Origin of the sequence: Flagellimonas meridianipacifica, assembly GCF_003001695.1 — a bacterium.
GTDB lineage: Bacteria > Bacteroidota > Bacteroidia > Flavobacteriales > Flavobacteriaceae > Flagellimonas > Flagellimonas meridianipacifica.
In genome coordinates this window covers 1,179,466-1,197,856 of the sequence record NZ_PVYX01000002.1, presented here as the reverse complement: position 1 = coordinate 1,197,856, position 18,391 = coordinate 1,179,466, and the positions used below count along the sequence as shown (strand labels likewise).

At 38.5% G+C, this 18,391-nt stretch carries 14 protein-coding genes; 11 read left to right on the top strand and 3 right to left on the bottom strand.

Annotated elements, in window-relative coordinates; genetic code table 11:
- Positions 1–64 precede the first annotated feature (64 nt).
- From CLV81_RS15470 to CLV81_RS15450, 5 genes are all read left to right on the top strand, one after another.
- On the top strand, positions 65–2,860 hold the full coding sequence (locus tag CLV81_RS15470; protein ID WP_245912056.1) for a gluzincin family metallopeptidase: 2,796 nt from the start codon (positions 65–67) through the stop codon (positions 2,858–2,860).
- A gap of 160 nt (positions 2,861–3,020) precedes the next feature.
- Complete coding sequence (locus tag CLV81_RS15465) at positions 3,021–5,432, top strand: alpha-ketoacid dehydrogenase subunit alpha/beta (RefSeq protein ID WP_106146114.1); 2,412 nt, start codon at positions 3,021–3,023, stop codon at positions 5,430–5,432.
- 99 nt (positions 5,433–5,531) lie between these two features.
- Positions 5,532–6,707, top strand: a complete 1,176-nt coding sequence (locus CLV81_RS15460; protein WP_245912054.1) for a helix-turn-helix domain-containing protein — start codon at positions 5,532–5,534, stop codon at positions 6,705–6,707.
- Between the two features lie 114 nt (positions 6,708–6,821).
- A complete protein-coding gene (locus tag CLV81_RS15455; protein ID WP_106146112.1) occupies positions 6,822–7,319 on the top strand; it encodes a DoxX family protein in 498 nt (165 codons plus the stop codon).
- Between the two features lie 137 nt (positions 7,320–7,456).
- Positions 7,457–7,834 (top strand): DoxX family protein, encoded by a 378-nt coding sequence (locus CLV81_RS15450; RefSeq protein WP_106146110.1) that lies wholly within the window; start codon positions 7,457–7,459, stop codon positions 7,832–7,834.
- Between the two features lie 9 nt (positions 7,835–7,843).
- Here the strand turns inward: CLV81_RS15450 and holA are convergent, their stop codons facing one another.
- On the bottom strand, positions 7,844–8,845 hold the full coding sequence (gene holA, locus CLV81_RS15445) for a DNA polymerase III subunit delta (RefSeq protein ID WP_106146108.1): 1,002 nt from the start codon (positions 8,843–8,845) through the stop codon (positions 7,844–7,846).
- A 26-nt stretch (positions 8,846–8,871) separates the two neighbouring features.
- Here holA and CLV81_RS15440 point away from each other — a divergent pair, with 26 nt between their 5' ends.
- From CLV81_RS15440 to CLV81_RS15430, 3 genes are all read left to right on the top strand, one after another.
- Positions 8,872–9,318 (top strand): type I restriction enzyme HsdR N-terminal domain-containing protein, encoded by a 447-nt coding sequence (locus tag CLV81_RS15440; RefSeq protein WP_106146106.1) that lies wholly within the window; start codon positions 8,872–8,874, stop codon positions 9,316–9,318.
- Positions 9,319–9,330: 12 nt separating this feature from the next.
- Entirely contained in the window at positions 9,331–10,332 is a 1,002-nt protein-coding gene (locus tag CLV81_RS15435) for a glycosyltransferase family 2 protein (protein WP_106146104.1), read from the top strand.
- Positions 10,333–10,417: 85 nt separating this feature from the next.
- On the top strand, positions 10,418–11,290 hold the full coding sequence (locus CLV81_RS15430) for an OmpA family protein (protein WP_106146102.1): 873 nt from the start codon (positions 10,418–10,420) through the stop codon (positions 11,288–11,290).
- A 49-nt stretch (positions 11,291–11,339) separates the two neighbouring features.
- On the opposite strand, the gene CLV81_RS15425 is transcribed toward CLV81_RS15430, so the two are convergent.
- Positions 11,340–11,960 (bottom strand): L-threonylcarbamoyladenylate synthase, encoded by a 621-nt coding sequence (locus CLV81_RS15425; RefSeq protein ID WP_106146100.1) that lies wholly within the window; start codon positions 11,958–11,960, stop codon positions 11,340–11,342.
- Positions 11,961–12,129: 169 nt separating this feature from the next.
- Here CLV81_RS15425 and CLV81_RS15420 point away from each other — a divergent pair, with 169 nt between their 5' ends.
- Positions 12,130–13,440 carry a hypothetical protein gene (locus CLV81_RS15420; RefSeq protein WP_146129911.1) on the top strand — a complete coding sequence of 437 codons (1,311 nt, stop codon included), beginning with the start codon at positions 12,130–12,132 and terminating at the stop codon, positions 13,438–13,440.
- A gap of 107 nt (positions 13,441–13,547) precedes the next feature.
- Positions 13,548–15,386 carry a sensor histidine kinase gene (locus CLV81_RS15415; RefSeq protein ID WP_106146096.1) on the top strand — a complete coding sequence of 613 codons (1,839 nt, stop codon included), beginning with the start codon at positions 13,548–13,550 and terminating at the stop codon, positions 15,384–15,386.
- Here CLV81_RS15415 and CLV81_RS15410 read toward each other — a convergent pair.
- Positions 15,383–17,713, bottom strand: a complete 2,331-nt coding sequence (locus CLV81_RS15410) for an ATP-dependent helicase (RefSeq protein WP_106146094.1) — start codon at positions 17,711–17,713, stop codon at positions 15,383–15,385. The two genes, CLV81_RS15415 and CLV81_RS15410, sit on opposite strands and share 4 nt — an antisense overlap.
- Before the next feature lie 134 nt (positions 17,714–17,847).
- Between CLV81_RS15410 and CLV81_RS15405 the strand changes: the two genes are divergently transcribed.
- A complete protein-coding gene (locus tag CLV81_RS15405; RefSeq protein WP_106146092.1) occupies positions 17,848–18,387 on the top strand; it encodes a DsrE family protein in 540 nt (179 codons plus the stop codon).
- Positions 18,388–18,391 lie beyond the last annotated feature (4 nt).

Sequence of the window (18,391 nt, the reverse complement as noted above, 5' to 3'; positions counted from 1 at the left end):
ATTCCTTGAGTCATTGCAGTTAACTAGATACCCACATAATAGGTTTGGCATCATATTTCTATTTATGTGGTCTTGTGTTTCTGTTTTAGGACAGCATACCAATGATGTGAAAGCGGAGTTGGACGCCGAAACCAATATTATTAAAATCAAGCAAAACTTCACCTACGTAAATGAATCCGATAAGGGGTTGAACATGCTTTTTTTTAACGATTGGAACCACTCTTATTCCAACAAAAAAACTGCACTGGCCAAACGTTTTGGTGATGAGTTTAAAAGAAGTTTACACCTTGCTAAGGACAAAAACCGTGGGTTTACGCGAATAAGCACCATTGTGGATGATTCATATTCTGGTTTGGAATGGGAACGCACAAAGGATATTGATATCATCAAAATCGAATTGAACGAAACTCTTGAGCCAGGAGAGTCAATGGAGATTTTTTTTACTTACGAGGTTGATCTTCCCAATAGTCGCTATACCGGTTACGGTCATGGCTATAAAGGAGGATATTATTTGATGGATTGGTATTTAAGCCCGGCTGTTTTCGATGGCAAGTGGCATCTATATCCCAATAAAGACCTTAAAGACTTGCAAACTGATGCCACCAATACAAAAATTGTTTTCACATATCCCAGGGGACTATACATTGCCACTAACTATAATGTAGATTCTGATATTGATTTTTCAATTGGAAAGCAAGCGTTACTTAGCGGAAAGAATAGGAAAAACTGTGAAATTGTGCTTACCCCTGTAAGGGATTTTACAACCCATAAAACCCGCTTCCTAACGGTAACCACGGATATAGAGACATCAAAGTATGATGATATTTCGCAAGGAATCTCCATACATAAGATTGCTGAGTTCATCGACAAAAATCTAGGTAAATACCCCCACAAAAACTTGCTAGTTAGTGAACTGGAATACAACCGTAACCCACTTTACGGAATTAACCAGTTACCCAATTTTATTAGACCCTATCGAGAACAATTCCAGTTTGAGATGAAGTTCCTCAAGACAGCTCTCAACAGCTTGGTCAGAGAAACCTTGTATTTAGATGAGCGAAAGGAACGATGGGTAAATGATGCAATAGTAAATTATCTGCTCATAAAGTATGTGGATGAGTACTATCCAAACCAAAAGTTTACAGGTAAACTATCCCGTTTATGGGGATTTCGTTCTTATAATTTAGCCAAATTGGATTTTAATGATCAGTACTATTTACTACAAATGCTTTCCGTAAGGCGAAATGATCATCAATCATTATCAACCCCAAACGATTCTTTAATAAAGTTTAACCAAAAAATCACCAACAGATATAAAGCAGGGCTTGGAATGGCTTTTTTGGGCGAATACATCGGGTATGATTTAGTAGATAGCACCATATCCAATTTTTATCAGGAGTTCAAACTTAAGCCTCGTGTTTACGCCAAGGATTTTGAAAATCTATTGAAAAAGAAATCCCCGAAGGAAATTGATTGGTTTTTTGACGAGTATGTTTCCTCTAGGAATAATATAGATTTTAAAATCAAGAAAGTTTCCAAAACAGAGGATTCTGTCACTTTTACCATAAAAAACAAAAGCGGAACCAATGTTCCCATTTCCCTATTTGGATTGCAAAAAGATTCAGTAGTCTCTAAGTATTGGTTTTCTGATATTGATACCTCCAAGACTTTCACAATACCAAGAAGCGGTGAAGATAGGCTAGTGTTAAATTACGACAAGAAAATTCCGGAAGAGAACCAACGGGATAACTGGAAAAGTCTAAAAGGATTTTTTTCAAGTAATAAAAAACTACAATTCAGATTTCTTAGGGATGTTGAAAATCCTTACTACAATCAGCTCTTTTATTTTCCAGAATTTAAGTTCAATGTTAATGACGGTTTTAGGACGGGAATAACAGTGGACAACAGAACCTTCCCCAATCGGGATTTCTTTTTTAGCTTAAAGCCGCAATATTCTAGTAGGGAACAGGCTCTGGTAGGTACAGCTTCGTTTACAAAACGACAATTTTTTAATGATGGAAAACTAAATTCCATAAGCTATTCTCTGGGTTTTGGGAGTTCCTTTTTTGATGTAGGATCTCGATTTACAACAATAACCCCATTAACAACATTCCTTTGGAGACCGGAAGGTTTTATTTCCAACAGAAGGCAGTTTTTACTTTTAAGACTCCGAAGTGTTTTTAGAAACATTGATCCAAGCCTAGTAGATGAAATAGATACGGAACCAGATTTTTCGGTTCTCAACGCCCGCTTTGGAGATGTGGACAACAACATTCTCCGATTTAGATCTTGGGTAGTTGATGGCCAGTTAGCCAATGATTTTTCCAAAGTTTCCTTCGAGTGGGAATATCGAACGTTATTTGAAAATAACCGACAGTTAAATCTTAGGGTGTATGCCGGAAAGTTTATCACCAATGACACGGATTCAGACTTCTTCAGCTTTGCCTTGGATAGGCCAACTGATTACCTCTTTGACCTAAATTATCTTAATCGTTCCCAAAATGCAACCGGATTGACCAGTCAGCAATTCATTTTGGCTGAAGGTGGGTTTAAATCCATTTTTGATGATCGGTTCGGAAACGACTGGATACTCACCGGGAATCTCAGTTTCAATATTTGGCAGTGGATTGAGGTCTACGGTGATATCGGTGCCATTAGGAATCGTGGTGAAGACGCACGTTTTGTCTATGATTCGGGAATACGATTGAATTTGGTTACAGATTTCTTTGAATTGTATTTTCCAGTCTATTCCAACAATGGATACGAAATCGCTCAACCAAATTATGGAGAAAGAATACGATTTGTTGTGACGCTCAGTCCTAGAACGCTTACCGGACTCTTCACAAGAAAATGGTTTTAATTTTTGAGTATTTGGCAATAAATTGACTTAATAAAAGTTCATTTTTGATAAAAATGTTTTAAAATATACTTTTTGTTGATTTTTTCTTAGTTTATTAACAACACTTCCTCTTGCCTTTCTCCTCCCTATTTCATACTTTTGTAAAAATTTTCGACCCTTCATGAAGCCCAATCCAAGTACCAGTAGTGACATTTCATTTGATGATTTTCAATCGCAAATTCTTAGTGATTACAAGGTTGCTGTTACCAGTAGGGAATGTAGCTTACTAGGTAGACGGGAAGTATTAACCGGAAAGGCTAAGTTTGGGATTTTTGGTGATGGAAAAGAACTACCTCAATTGGCTATGGCCAGATCGTTTCAAGATGGCGATTTCCGAAGCGGCTATTACCGAGACCAAACTTTTATGATGGCTTTGGGCCTTTTGAGCCCTAAACAATTTTTTCATGGTCTCTACGCCACTACAGATATAGAAAAAGACCCGATGAGTGCCGGAAGGCAAATGGGGGGGCATTTTACCACACATAGCTTAAACCAAGACGGTACTTGGAAAGATTTGACCAAACAAAAAAACAGTAGTGCGGATATTTCTTGCACTGCAGGTCAAATGCCCAGATTACTTGGTTTGGCACAAGCTTCCAAAATATATAGAAATGTTGATGGAATTGATTCCAGCTTATTTTCGAACAATGGTAATGAGGTTGCATGGGGAACTATAGGCAACGCAAGTACCAGTGAAGGACATTTTTTTGAGACATTTAACTCCGCTGGGGTAATGCAGGTCCCAATGGTCATCTGTGTATGGGATGATGAATATGGTATTTCAGTACCTGCCGAATTCCATACCACAAAAGGTGATATCTCTGAAGTTTTAAGTGGATTCCAAAGAGACGAAGACAATAAGGGATATGAAATCTTGAAAGTAAATGGCTGGGATTATACCGCCTTGATTCACACTTTTGAGAATGCCTCGGATATAGCCAGGGAAAATCATGTTCCCGTTCTCATACATGTTAAAGAGCTAACACAACCTCAAGGGCACTCCACCTCCGGTTCTCACGAGAGATACAAATCCGCAGAGCGTTTGGAATGGGAAAAGGAAAATGACTGTAACAAAAGATTCCGTGAATGGATTTTACAAAATAAAATCGCTACAGAGGAGGAATTGAAGAATCTGGAAAAAAGCATCAAACAAAATGTGCGTAATGCTAAAAAAGAGGCATGGGCAGAGTTTTTGAAACCACAACTTGATGCCAAAAAACAATTGGTTCAGCATTTGGGGGCAATTACCAACAAAAGTTCCAATCGGGCCTTTATTGGTAAGCTCAAAAATGACTTGATTGCCATTGAGGAACCCCTTAAGAAGGATTTGGCCTCTATCTCCAGAAAAGGATTGCGATATGTAATCAACGAGGATTCCACTGAGAAATCGGCATTGATTCAGTGGGTTAATTCCTATTTGAATTCGGAACAACCTAAATACAGCTCGTACCTTTACAGTGAATTACCCAACAAGGCTACTCTAGTAGAAGGTGTATCACCAAGTTTTGGTGAAAATAACGAGATGGTAGACGGACGTGTGATTCTAAGGGACAATTTTGATGCCATTTTCGCCAAGTACCCAAACACCCTGATTTTTGGGGAGGATACCGGTAATATTGGAGATGTAAATCAAGGACTTGAAGGGCTTCAAAAGAAATATGGGGTACATCGCGTAGCTGATACTGGCATTCGGGAAACTACTATAATAGGTCAGGGTATTGGTATGGCAATGAGAGGTCTTCGTCCCATAGCCGAAATCCAATATTTAGACTATATCCTTTATGGAATCCAGACATTAAGTGATGATTTGGCTTCTCTGTTGTATAGAACATTCGGCAAGCAAAAAGCACCCTTGATTATTAGAACAAGGGGACATCGTTTGGAAGGTATTTGGCATTCTGGTTCCCCAATGGGCGGACTTATACACCTTTTGCGAGGAATGCATATTCTGGTTCCAAGGAACATGACTCAAGCTGCAGGTTTTTACAATACATTGTTGAAAAGCGATGAACCAGCTTTGGTGATTGAAAGCCTCAATGGTTACAGACTCAAAGAACCAAAACCAAATAACCTAGGTGAATTCTGTACCCCTATCGGTGTAGTTGAAACTTTGCGTGAAGGAACGGACATTACACTATTGTCATACGGTTCTACATTACGAATTGTTCAAAAAGTAGCAGAAGAATTACTCGAGGTTGGGATTGATGCGGAAGTAATCGATGCACAGTCTTTACTTCCTTTCGATTTGAACCACGATGTTGTAAAGAGTATCAAGAAGACCAACAGATTACTAGTTATTGATGAAGATGTTCCGGGAGGATGTTCGGCATATTTGGTACAAAAGATAGTTGAGGAACAAGATGCGTACCGTTATTTGGACAGCGCCCCTCAAACTTTGACAGCCAAACCACACAGACCGGCCTATGCTTCGGATGGAGATTATTTTTCAAAACCCAATGCCGAGGATATTTTTGAAAAGGTATATGAAATCATGCATGAGGCAAGCCCAAAATCCTATCCCAAACTGCGTTAAGTAGTCTTTTGTTTTTTCATCTTCAGTAGTAAACTTAAATTCATCAATAAGTATTCGACACTTTTTGTATTTTGAAGACATAACCAGTATCTAAAGAATATGTTCCTTGCTTTTCCCGCATTTGGAAAGTACAGCACGCCTCTTTTGTTTCTCTCCGTACAAGGTTTGATTTTTGCTTTTCTACTATTGCGCAGGTATCTCAAGGATAAGAATTTATCAGACGCATTCCTTTTTGGAATTCTCATTTTTGCCTGTTACGGTCAGACCTGCTATACTGTTGGGTTTTTGGGATGGTATGACACATATCAAAATACTAAGATAAACTACGCGCTGTTCAGTGTTGGCATTGTTATAGCACCACTTATATATTTATATATAAAGTCCATTACAACTTCTAAATTTAGGCTAAAGTCAAGGGATTTTTTTCATTTCTTGCCTTTAATCCTTTTTGCGCTCTATAGAGGGTCCATTTATGTGCTTGATGCCATGCAGCCTGGCTTTCACGATGTTCAAAATGGTGCGCTTAAACTCAGTTTGGATGAACCGTATGTACAGCCATTGATGACCGCTTTTGGATTTGCCCAAATGCTACTGTATTTAGCATTTACCCTTCAACTGTTCTATCACTACAGACGAAAGATAAATGCTTTCTTCTCAAACACCTATAAGTTGGAATTAAATTGGATACGAAACTTTCTGTTAGTATATACTTTTCTTTTCCTTTACGATGTGGTGCAGACCATAATCTCATCATTCTTTGTTGAATTGGGATATACACAACAGTGGTGGTTGGTCTTCTTCTCGGGAATAGCCATCACCTATGTTGGAATAAAAGGATTCTTCACCGACACTACCAAGCTAAAGAAACTGAATTTCAGTTTTAGTCCCAACAAAATATCGGTCCCGGAATTACAAAATCACCCCAAAAAGGAGATTTCAGAAGATACTATTCAGCAGATAAAAAGGCTTATGGAAAGTGAGAAGCCCTATTTAGACCCAGAACTGAATCTAATCGACCTTGCCAAGCGTGCCAATATGAGCCGCTCTCAACTTTCGGAAACCATCAACCTGGGCTTCAACAAAAACTTCAATGACTTTGTAAACCTGTACCGTATTGACGCCTTCAAAAAAATGATTGAAGCGGAAAAACATGAACAGCTTTCACTTCTCGGCATCGCTTTTGAGTGTGGCTTCAATAGCAAAGCAACATTCAATCGTGTGTTCAAAAAACTGACCCACACCTCCCCTACCGAATTCTTGAGAACCACCGTTTGACTTTTCTTTTGATACGTCTCAAATCGTATTTTGAGTCCTCTCCATACTATTTGAAGCGCCATTGATTCCACTGTTTTTCAATTTTGACCCGTTTAATCTTTTAAAACATTTAAAATGAAAAATTTGGTACAATTATTACTTCAACCCGTATTACAAAGACATTGGATAGCCGATTTGTTCTTCGCCATCGCCCGCTTTGTGTGTGGAATGTTACTAGCCATTGATTTTGGTGCATCAAAATTTGGGATGCCATGGTCTCCCAAGGAAAAAAATCTTGGTTTTTTTGAGGTGGTGGATTGGTTTCCTCAAGATGTTGCTGAATATGGCGGTTTATTTGCTGCCTTTCCAGTACTATTCGCATGGATGGGTGCTTTCAGCGAAGCGGTTGGGGGCTTGTTCCTAGCCTTAGGCCTTAAAACCCGTGTGGCATCATTCCTTATTATGAGCACCATGTTGGTAGCCATCTTTTTTCAAAAATGGGGACAGGGAACATGGGGTATGCTACCTGCAATGGGTTTCCTTTGGATATCCATGTATAATCTTTATTTGGGCTCGGGTCGTTTTGGACTGGATAACCTTTTGATTCGTTTAATGAAGAACACTAAAAAGTAGAAAAAAATGCCTAATGGCATCTTTTCTCTTTATTAGGTTGTAAGTAGAATCTTCTATAACTCATTTTTTTTGGTAGGACGACATCTAGGTAGAAGAAGAATTTATATTTTCACTGAAATTTAAAAATCCCCCCTCCAATGAAAAACAATCTTCTTGTTCATCTTGGTCTTGCCCTGTTAAGAATTTTGCCATCTGCCTTTATGCTGACCCATGGCTTTCCAAAATTTCAAAAATTATTGAGCGGTAATATGGAATTTCCCAATCCATTGGGAATAGGTTCCGCACCATCTCTTTTTCTTTGTGTTGTAGGAGAGTTTTTATGCCCAATTCTATTGATAATCGGATTCAAGACACGCTGGGCAGCCATACCAGCAGCAATCACGATGGCCGTTGCAGCTTTTATTGTTCACGGTAGCGACCCATTTGGAAAAAAAGAACTGGCTTTAATGTACCTAACGGTCTTCGTAGTAATTTTTCTGTTAGGTCCAGGTAAATACAGTATCGATAAACGATAGCTAAGCGATTTAGGAAAACTTTATCAACAGCTCTTTGAGCAAATCCGCCTGTCCAATGTTTTGGGCACCCACGCCTTTGCTCTTCAAATCCAATTCGCGTAAACCAGATATTATTTGACTTACTTTTTTCATGGGGTAGTTTTTGGCAGCTACTGCGAACTCCTTGACAAAGTAGGGATTAACTCCTAAGGTTTTTGAAACTGCATTTGGAGAATGGTCTGAAAGCCCATGATACTGTAGTAATTGGATAAAGAAATTGTTTAAGGTGGCAATGGTGACTACGAAAGGGTTATCCTTCGGATTATTTGAAAAGTAATCGATGATTCTGGAAGCTTTCACTATGTCTTTCTCTCCAACCGCTTTTTTCAGTTCAAAATTGTTGAAATCCTTACTGAATCCTATATGTTCTTCTATGATTTCAGGAGAGATTTCTGCAGAGTTGGGAACAATAGCCATTAGTTTGCTAAGTTCATTGTAGATTTTACTTAAATCCGTACCTAAAAACTCAACGAGCAAAGCGCTTGCCTTTGGAGAGATTGCGTATTTCTTTCCACTCAGAGTTCGCCTAATCCACTCCGCTACCTGATTTTCATAAAGCTTTTTGCTTTCATACAGCTCCCCTTGCTTTTGAATGGTTTTGTACAATTTTTTACGTTTGTCCAGTTTCTTGTACTTATAGCAAAACACCAAAACTGTGGATGGTTGCGGGTTTTCGGCGTACCTAGTCAAGTTTTCAATGGTGCGTGAAAGATGTTGAGCTTCTTTGACGATAACGACTTGGCGTTCAGCCATCATGGGAAACCGCTTGGCATTGGCAACTATTTCCTCAATATTGGTCTCCTTGCCATAAAGCACCATTTGATTGAACCCTTTCTCATCTTCAGTAAGCGTGTTGTCAGAGATATATTGGGAAATCTTATCGATGTAATAGGGTTCATCCCCCATTAAAAAATAAATTGGCTTGGGTGTTTTATTGTCTATATCGGCGACGATTTCCTTAATTCTATCCATATTCAAAAAATTGTCACCTTTGCGACATGCAAGTTTTGAACTATCCTGCCTATTCGTTTCGATTCAAAAGTAGCGAAAATACAGTCTCTATTTTTGATGTTATTCGCAAAAAATTTGTAATTCTACAACCTGAGGAATGGGTACGTCAACACGCCATTCATTATTTAATGGAAACGAAAGGATATCCCAAAATTCGCATCAACGTGGAAAAACAACTACAGGTGAACGAGCTAAAGAAGAGATATGATATCATCGTTTTCAATCCACAGGGTGAAGTAGATATTTTGGTGGAATGCAAGGCGCCGGATGTAACTATAAGCCAAGAGGCTTTTGACCAGATTGCTCGGTATAATTACAAACTAAAAGCTAATTATCTTATGGTAACCAATGGCCTTACCCATTACTATTGCAAAACAGATTATCGCAATGAAAAGTATTCTTTTTTAAAGGATATTCCTGATTTTCGCCGTTAATTTGCTTCCGTTTTGAAAATCGCCGTTGTCATACTAAACTGGAATGGGGAAAAACTATTAGCCAGGTTCCTTCCCAAAGTGCTGGAGTACTCGAAGGGAGCTTCAATATATGTGGTTGACAATGCAAGTACAGATAGTTCCATCGATTTATTAAAGAAAAGCTTTCCCGATGTGGGCTTGATAAAGAATAAATCCAACGGTGGTTTTGCCCAGGGGTATAATGATGGTCTTAAGCACATAGAAGCCGATATCTATTGCCTATTAAATTCTGATGTAGAGGTTACACCCAACTGGTTGGAACCCGTGAAAGAACTGTTCCAAGAAAAACCTGAAGCATCCATTGTTCAACCCAAAATTTTGGATTTAAAGCGTAAAACACATTTTGAATATGCCGGGGCTGCTGGAGGATTTATAGACAAATTGGGATATCCTTTTTGCAGAGGTCGAATTTTTCAAGCTTTGGAAGAGGACAAAGGTCAGTATGATGATGTCAAAGAAGTGTTTTGGGCAACAGGGGCATGCATGTTTATAAAAAGTAAGGTGTTTCATACGTTAAAGGGATTTGACGAAGATTACTTTGCACACCAAGAGGAAATTGATTTATGTTGGAGAGCCAAAAACGCCGGACATAAGGTTTACTATACCGGTAAAAGCCATGTGTATCATTTAGGTGGGTCCACCTTGACCAATATGAATCCCAAAAAGACCTTTCTTAATTTTAGGAACTCGTTGTATTCCATAACCAAGAATTTACCAAAAAGGAGGGCGTTCTCAATAATTTTTATGCGTTTGCTATTGGATGGAATTGCCGCATTCCGATTTATTCTGCAATTCAAACTCAACCATTTTGCAGCGGTTTTAAGGGCTCACCTCAGTTTTTATTGTAATTTTAGAAAAATGTACCGGAAGAGGGAAAAAGCTAATTTTATATTAAATTATCATGCTACAAAATCCATAGTTTGGTCTCATTTCGTACATCAAATAAATAATTTTAACATTTTAGTAAAAGATTAACGATAGCGGAATATTGGGACTTTGGTTTTTCTCTAATTTTGGCCACAAATAAAGGAATCAATATCGCTAATTTATACTCAGATTTATGAAAAAAGTACTTCTAGGAACATTGACAATGGCTGTTTTATTATCTTCTTGTGTTTCGCAAAAGAAATATGCAGACCTTGAAGCTAAACAAAAAGAAACCCAGGATTTATTAAATTCTGCCACTGTTAAGTTGAACGACTGTCTTGAAGAAAAAGCTACTGCTGATTCTAGGTTGAAGACGCTTGAGGACCAAAATGCTTTCTTAAAAGCAAACAATCAAGAATTGATAAACAACATGGGGAACTTGACTACCCTAACCACAAAAGGTGCTGAAAACCTTGAAAAGTCTTTAGAAAGTTTGAAAGAAAAGGATTTAACCATCCGTAGACTTCAAGATGCGGTTACTCGAAGGGATTCCGTAAACTTATCATTGGTACAAAGCCTAAAAGGTGTATTGGGTAACCTGGATGATGAAGACATTGAAATCAGTGTTGAAAAAGGTGTAGTATTTGTTTCTATCTCGGACAAACTTTTGTTCAGAAGTGGAAGCTACAATATAACTGCAGCAGCAAAAAGTGTACTTGGCAAGGTTGCCAAGGTTGTAAACAACAAACCTGATTTTGAATTCTTGGTTGAGGGGCACACGGATAATGTACCGTTCTCTAGTGGTGTTTTGGTAGACAACTGGGATTTGAGTGCAAAACGTGCTACATCCATAGTAAGAACCCTGCAAAATGAGTTCAACGTAGATCCTAAGCGCATGACCGCTGCAGGTAGAAGTTACTACGTACCATTGGCTTCAAATGATACGGCTGCTGAAAGAGCAAAAAATAGAAGAACCAGAATTGTAGTATTACCTAAAATCGATCAGTTCTACAATATGATTGAAGAAGGGATGAAAGATCCAGCCATTGGAGGTACTGGAAAATAATACAATTCCAAACTTATTTATGATAGGCCGCTAATAGCGGCCTATTTTTTTAGAAAATATCTATACTCCCTTTTCCTTCTCTAACTACTTCGGGAATACCTGTGGACAAATCAATTATAGTAGAAGCGATATTTCCTCCATACCCCCCATCCACAACAACATCAACCAAGTTTTGCCACTTCTCAAAGATGAGTTCGGGGTCAGTGGTATACTCCAAAATATCATCCTCATCATAAATGGAAGTGGACACAATTGGATTGCCCAATTCAAGCACCAGAGCTCTAGCAATCTCATTATCTGGAACGCGAATTCCAACGGTTTTTCTCTTCTTAAAATCCTTGGGAAGATTATTGCTGCCGGGCAAAATAAAAGTATAAGGTCCAGGAAGAGCTCTTTTCAGAATTTTGAAAGTAGCAGAGTCAATCTGTCGAACAAAATCGGATAGATTGCTCAAATCGGCACAAACAAAAGACCAGTTCGCCTTTGCCAATTTAATTCCCTTTATACGGGCAATTCGCTCAAGAGCCTTAGTATTGGTAATATCACAACCTAGGCCATATACTGTATCAGTGGGATAAATCACCAATCCGCCTTTGCGGAGAACGTTGGCTACCTTCTCTACCTGTTTTGGATTGGGATTCTCTTCAAAAAGTTTTATCAGCTCTGCCATTGTTAATACAAGGTAAGCAACATTATTTACAAATTGAGGGCATTATCTGGTAAGCATTCAAAAGAAATGTATTGATTTGGCCCATTCATCAATTCCAAACAAGTATCCACAAGTTTTAACTAAATCCATTGATTATAAAAAAAGAACTTTCGGTCAAAGCTTCTTGCAAATGCGCCCTAAGTACTTCCTCTTTATCCTCATTTTTCTTTTTATGAGCTGTAAAAAGAATAGAAATCAATCACTTACAGTTCTTAAAAGCACCAAACAGCAAACCCTTCCACTGGATAGCGTTCCTATTTGGATAAAAAGCCTATCCGGGCTTTCACAAAGTCTTTCTGATTTTGAAATCCAAGCTATAACGTATAATACCAAACTTAAAAACCTATTACAAAACATCCGTTCTTCTAAAGAATTTGATGAGCTAGTTAGAATAAACAATGACGAACAAACCCAGTCGTTTTTAAGTCAATCCAAAGACGGAAAGCTGACTATTGTAAATTGGAACACGCGCTTGGGAGGGTCTCAGGGCGAATATAAAAGCTTGATTTTTGGTAAAAATACCTTTGGAATAACTATCGAAGAACTTGACGTAGATAAATCCATCAAATATGATTCTATATTTCTCTTGAAAGATGCTTCCGAAGCGCCCATCTATTTGCTTCATGGTACAGGAAAAACTTCCAATTATGATTTTTTCAATCGTATTGATGCGATTGGAGTTCAAAATAGTCAATTTGTAAAAAGAAAAATATTTCCGGGCAACAAGAGTAGCTGGGAAAATCCCTATCGGTCCGGTAAATCCAGTGGATCGTGGCTGGAAACACCAACATTGAATGATGAGGGTCTAATGTTATTTGAAAACAATTCCTCAAAACATGGATTCGCATTCAAACCTTATGTTTTCAATGGAAAAAAATACGAGGAGAAACTTTATGAACTGGATAGCATAATGATCAAAGAAGACTTCAGAAAAAATCTTTCGGGTTCACATCAAATGCTACGAGGTTCCGAAGTGCCCATTTCAACCTCTGTAACACACAATCAGGATACATTCCTCTTTAAAGATGGATTAAAAGTGATTGACAACTATAATGAAGAAAACGAGAAAAGCGAAATAACAATTTATCATTCAAAATTGGGTGAAGAATCTACTATGGATTTTAATGGCCATATGAACCTTGTTGCAAAAAACACAACATATCTCTTCTTTATGGGATATGGAGTTCCAGAGAGCTCTCCAATATACATATATGACCTAGATCAAAACAAGATTGTTTATTCCATCTATGTTGCTGATGCAATCATTAGGGGTAACCAGTTGATATTTAGCCAACAAATAGACAATAAGAGGCTGGAAGAGTTGGATTTTTCCAATTGTCAAGATGAACTTCAACGTTTTGAAATATTAGTGCTATCGTTTTTGGATACGTCTCCCATGCTTCAGTCCACAGGACAATCTTACTGCACTTATGTACAATAATTATACACAAACCATCGATGTAGTGCTACATTATATCGATTAATTGCAATATTGACTCCAAAACAGCGTTCTAAGGACTAGAAAAATTTAAGTCCAAATCTTCCGTCATGAACACCATTAGAGGTCGGGTTCTAATTGCTTTTCTCGTACTTTTCCTTCTTATAGGTCCCTTCCTTTTGTTTGCATTCAACAGTCTCAAAAAGATAGACAATGCAAAGACTTTGCGTGAGAGTGTGGCCGTTTTTGATGGTAACCGGCTAAAAGCGGACAATAAGTTTTTCCAAATCCTCGATTTTGACACCAAACAAGATGAGTTCTACCTTGAAAAATCTTCCAAACATTTAAAAGAATATCAAGCATACATTAAAAATTCCAAGGAAGCGCTGGAAGATATTCGCCAAGCTAACTACAATACGAACAACACAGTTGATAAACGCCTAAGACGAATAACGACAGATTTGGATGAACTCAATTTCAAAATAGTTCAAGTCGTTGAGCTTATTCAAAAAAAGGGATTTCACAACTTTGGCACCATTGGCGAAATGCGAAGAAGTATTCATCAGTTGGAAAGCGAGGCTAAGGGCGTTGAATTAGTGGAAATCTTGCAGATACGAAGGGTGGAAAAAGATTTCTTCCTTCGTAAAGACCCTAGTTATGTGAAAGAACTTAATATGCTTTGCAATACCATATTGGAACGTTTACGAAACGCTCCCGAAGCGGATATGATAACTTTCGAGCTCTTAAGGGGATATCAAAGAAACTTCAATGTGATTACTTCCCTAGATCGTAAAATCGGAAATGGCAATTCAGGCTTAATCAAAGAAATCCAGGCAATCCAAGCCAAACTGAGCACAAATACTGCAGCACTATATACTTTGGTAGATGCAGATTCCGAGTTGATGACCGCTTCCATTAAATCCTATTTGGTGTTATTCTTTATGATTACCATGTTGTTCGCAATTCTATCAGCATTCGTTTTCTCAAGTCATATCGCAAAACCCATCAAGACCTTGATTTCTGACATGGATTCCATTGTTCAGAACAATTTTGAGGGACAGTTGGACAAATCCAAAAGTTTAAAAATAACGGAAATTGACAAGCTCACCGGAACCTATAATGGATTGGTAGCCAAAATCCGAAAACAGATTACTACATTGAGTGAGAAAAACAAGATTCTGCATTCCTTGAATGGCAAATTAGTAGAATCTGAAAATGAGCTAAAAGAAGCTTCCAGAATAAAGGATAAGTTCTTTTCCATAATATCACACGATTTGCGTGGTCATACAGGAAATGTGCTTTCACTGGCCAATATTTTAAAGGAGGACAAAGAGGAATTGGGAGAGGCAGAAAAAAAGATGTTTGTAAAATACCTATCGGATGCTTCCCAGAACCTACAGTTATTGTTGGATAACTTGTTGAATTGGGCCAAATCCCAAATGAATGATCATGAAGTATCAAAAAAATCATTCAATATCTTCAATGTAATTGAAAAAAACGTCGAGCTCTTTAAAGAGAATGCAATGCGAAAGGATATAACCATAAGTTATAAGCCCAAGAAGGTTTCAAATGTCTATGCAGATAAGGATATGATTGATTTCGTAGTACGGAATTTATTGTCCAATGCTTTAAAATTCACCGAAAGTGGTGATTCTATAAGTGTTGATGTTATAGAAGAGGAAGAAAATTTAAAAGTAAAGGTGAAAGATACTGGAATAGGCATGAGTAAAGCGCAGTGCGAAGAGCTACTCAATTCCTCCAAAGAAAACATTTCTACCAAAGGGACAGATAATGAAGAAGGTACAGGTCTTGGTTTTGCAATCTGCAAGGATTTTATACAACGTAACAACGGTATGATTTACATAGAATCCAAAGAAGGAAAAGGTAGTACGTTCTCGTTTACAGTACCCACGAACTTGACTAGAGAGACCATATTACGTGTTTCTTAATCTTCCAAGATTTCCAATTTAGCGAACCGAAGTAGTAGTTTTTTTACATCTCCTTGTTCAAACTGGATTTCAGCCTTTTTATCGTTGCCCACTCCCTCAATTTTCAGGACTTTTCCTTTTCCAAACCGGGTGTGATTAACTCTCATACCAGCTGATAGATTAGTATCCACGACATTGGTTTGGGAAGACGGAGAGCTCAATTCAGGTTTCAGTCTCCGCAGCTTGCGAAGTTGATTTTCGTTAGGCCTTTGACTCGTGGGTGGGGTTCCATTGGTTGGTTTGCTCAAACGAAGCTTACTCTTATCCACTTCACCAAAAATATTGGCATCAATCATGGACTTATAACGGTATCCATCGTTTACCGGAGTTAAATTCTCTACATACTTTTCATCGATTTCCTCCAAAAATCGACTTGGTTCCGCATCTATCAATTTTCCCCATCGATACCGATTTTGCGTATAGGTCAAATAGGCCTGTTTCTCTGCACGAGTTAGTGCCACATAAAAAAGGCGTCTCTCTTCCTCTAGCTCACTTCGGGTATTCATGCTCATTGCCGAGGGGAACAAATCCTCTTCCATTCCGACAATGTACACATAAGGAAATTCCAGCCCTTTCGCCAAGTGAATGGTCATTAGCGCTACTCGGTCATCATCCGCAGTTTCTTTATCCATATCAGTTGCCAAAGCCACATCTTCCAAAAACTCGGTCAAGCTTCCGGTTGCATCTGCTAACTCTTTCTGCCCTTCTACAAAATCTTTGATACCGTTCAACAACTCCTCAATGTTTTCCATCCGTGCTATCCCCTCAGGAGTACCATCCTTTTTGAACTCAAGAAGTAATCCTGTTTTTTTAGCCACATGCTCGGCCAAGGTAAAGGCATCACTTCCTTCGTTCATGATTTGGAAACTTTTGATCATTGTCACAAAGTCTTCCAATTTACGCTGGGTTCCGGTATTAATCTTTAATTGGAGTTTGTCCAAATTTTCCATAACCTCAAAAATGGAACGGCCATAGTGATTTGCAGCTACCACAAGCTTGTCAATCGTGGTTTGCCCGATTCCCCTTGCTGGAAAATTGATAATACGTTTTAAAGCTTCTTCATCTTTTGGATTTATTACCATTCGCAAATAAGCCAGCACATCTTTAATCTCTTTTCGCTGATAAAAGGAAAGTCCTCCGTAAATTCTATACGGAATGTCTCTCTTGCGCAATGCGTCCTCAATGGCTCTGGATTGTGAATTGGTTCTGTACAATACGGTGAACTCCCCATTCTGTAATTGATGTTGCATCCTGTTTTCAAAAATGGACGAAGCTACATACCTACCCTCCTCTGCATCGGTAACACTCCGATGTATTTTGATGGGATTCCCCTCGTCATTTGAGGTCCAAACCACCTTTTCTAATTGGTTCTTGTTCTTTGCGATAATGGAATTGGCCGCATTTACAATATTCTTTGTGGACCGATAGTTCTGTTCCAATCTATACACGGCAACATCGTCATAATCCCTTTGAAAATTCAAAATATTACTGATGTTCGCTCCCCGAAACGAGTAGATACTTTGCGCATCATCCCCTACCACACAAATATTCTGGTAGCGATCGGACAGGGCCTTGACAATCAGGTACTGAGAATGGTTGGTATCCTGATACTCATCCACCAGAATATATTTAAACCGCTCCTGATACTTCATCAATACTTCAGGAAATCGGGTCAAAAGCTCATTGGTGCGTAATAGTAAATCATCAAAATCCATGGCGCCTGCTTTAAAACAACGTTCCACGTAGTTTTGATAGATTTCTCCCAACCTTGGCCGTTTTGCCATGGCATCTGCTTCAACCAATTCCGGATTCTGAAAATATGCCTTAACTGTAATCAAACTGTTTTTGTAGGAAGATATACGGTTCTGAATCTGCTTATACTTGTAGATATCCTTATCCAATCCCATCTCTTTTATGATGGAAGCAATCAGACGCTGAGAATCTTGGGTATCATAAATAGTGAAGTTGCTAGGGTAACCTAATTTATCACTTTCAAATCGCAATAGTTTGGCAAAAACCGAGTGAAATGTGCCCATCCAAAGGTTTTTGGCCTCAGAGTTCCCTACAATGGTAGCGATTCTCTTTTTCATTTCCTTGGCCGCCTTATTGGTAAAGGTAAGTGCCAAAATATTGAAGGAATCCACACCTTGTTCCATCAAATGGGCAATACGATATGTGAGCACCCTTGTCTTTCCCGACCCAGCTCCTGCAATAACCATCAAAGGGCCATCCTTATGCAAAACCGGTGCACGCTGCGCATCATTCAATTCATCCAAAAACGTACTCAAGGCCTATTTCGTTTTAAAAGCAAGGGTGAAATTAGCCAATTATGTACTCATGATAAAATCATCCTTTTAATAGTTATAAACAGAGCGGCATTCTCCTGAATTTGAATATATTTAAGGGTTTAAAGGTGCTTTAAATGAAACTATCCGACTTTTTCCTTCCTTCAATTTTAATTCTACCAATGCTGATATCGGCCCAAGAAAAAAAAGCAGGTCCCGTATTGAAGGAATATGGGAAAGTGTGGAAAATTGAGAATCCTGACTTTGCAACGGACACAACCATGGAATACAAAGTGGTTTTTGATGTGATGAACAGTCCAAAATCGCCTACAGCACTGAACAGAAGCATTGAAACTGCTGCCCGTTTTTTAAATATGCACGCTCAAAGCGGTGTGCCAGAATCACAACTAAAAGTGGCATTGGTTATTCATGGCAAAGCAGCTAAAGATGTGATTACGAACCAAGCATACCAAGCTCGTTTTGGCTCCCCAAATCCTAATCATGATATGATTAATCAACTTATGGATTCGGGGGTGGAGATTATTTTATGTGGTCAATCCTCAAAATCCAGGGATTATCCCAAAGAAGACCTAATTTCAGGAGTCCAAATCTCCCTTTCGGCCATGACAGCATTGATTCAACTACAAAACAAAGGCTATCAACTCATTAAATTTTAATACA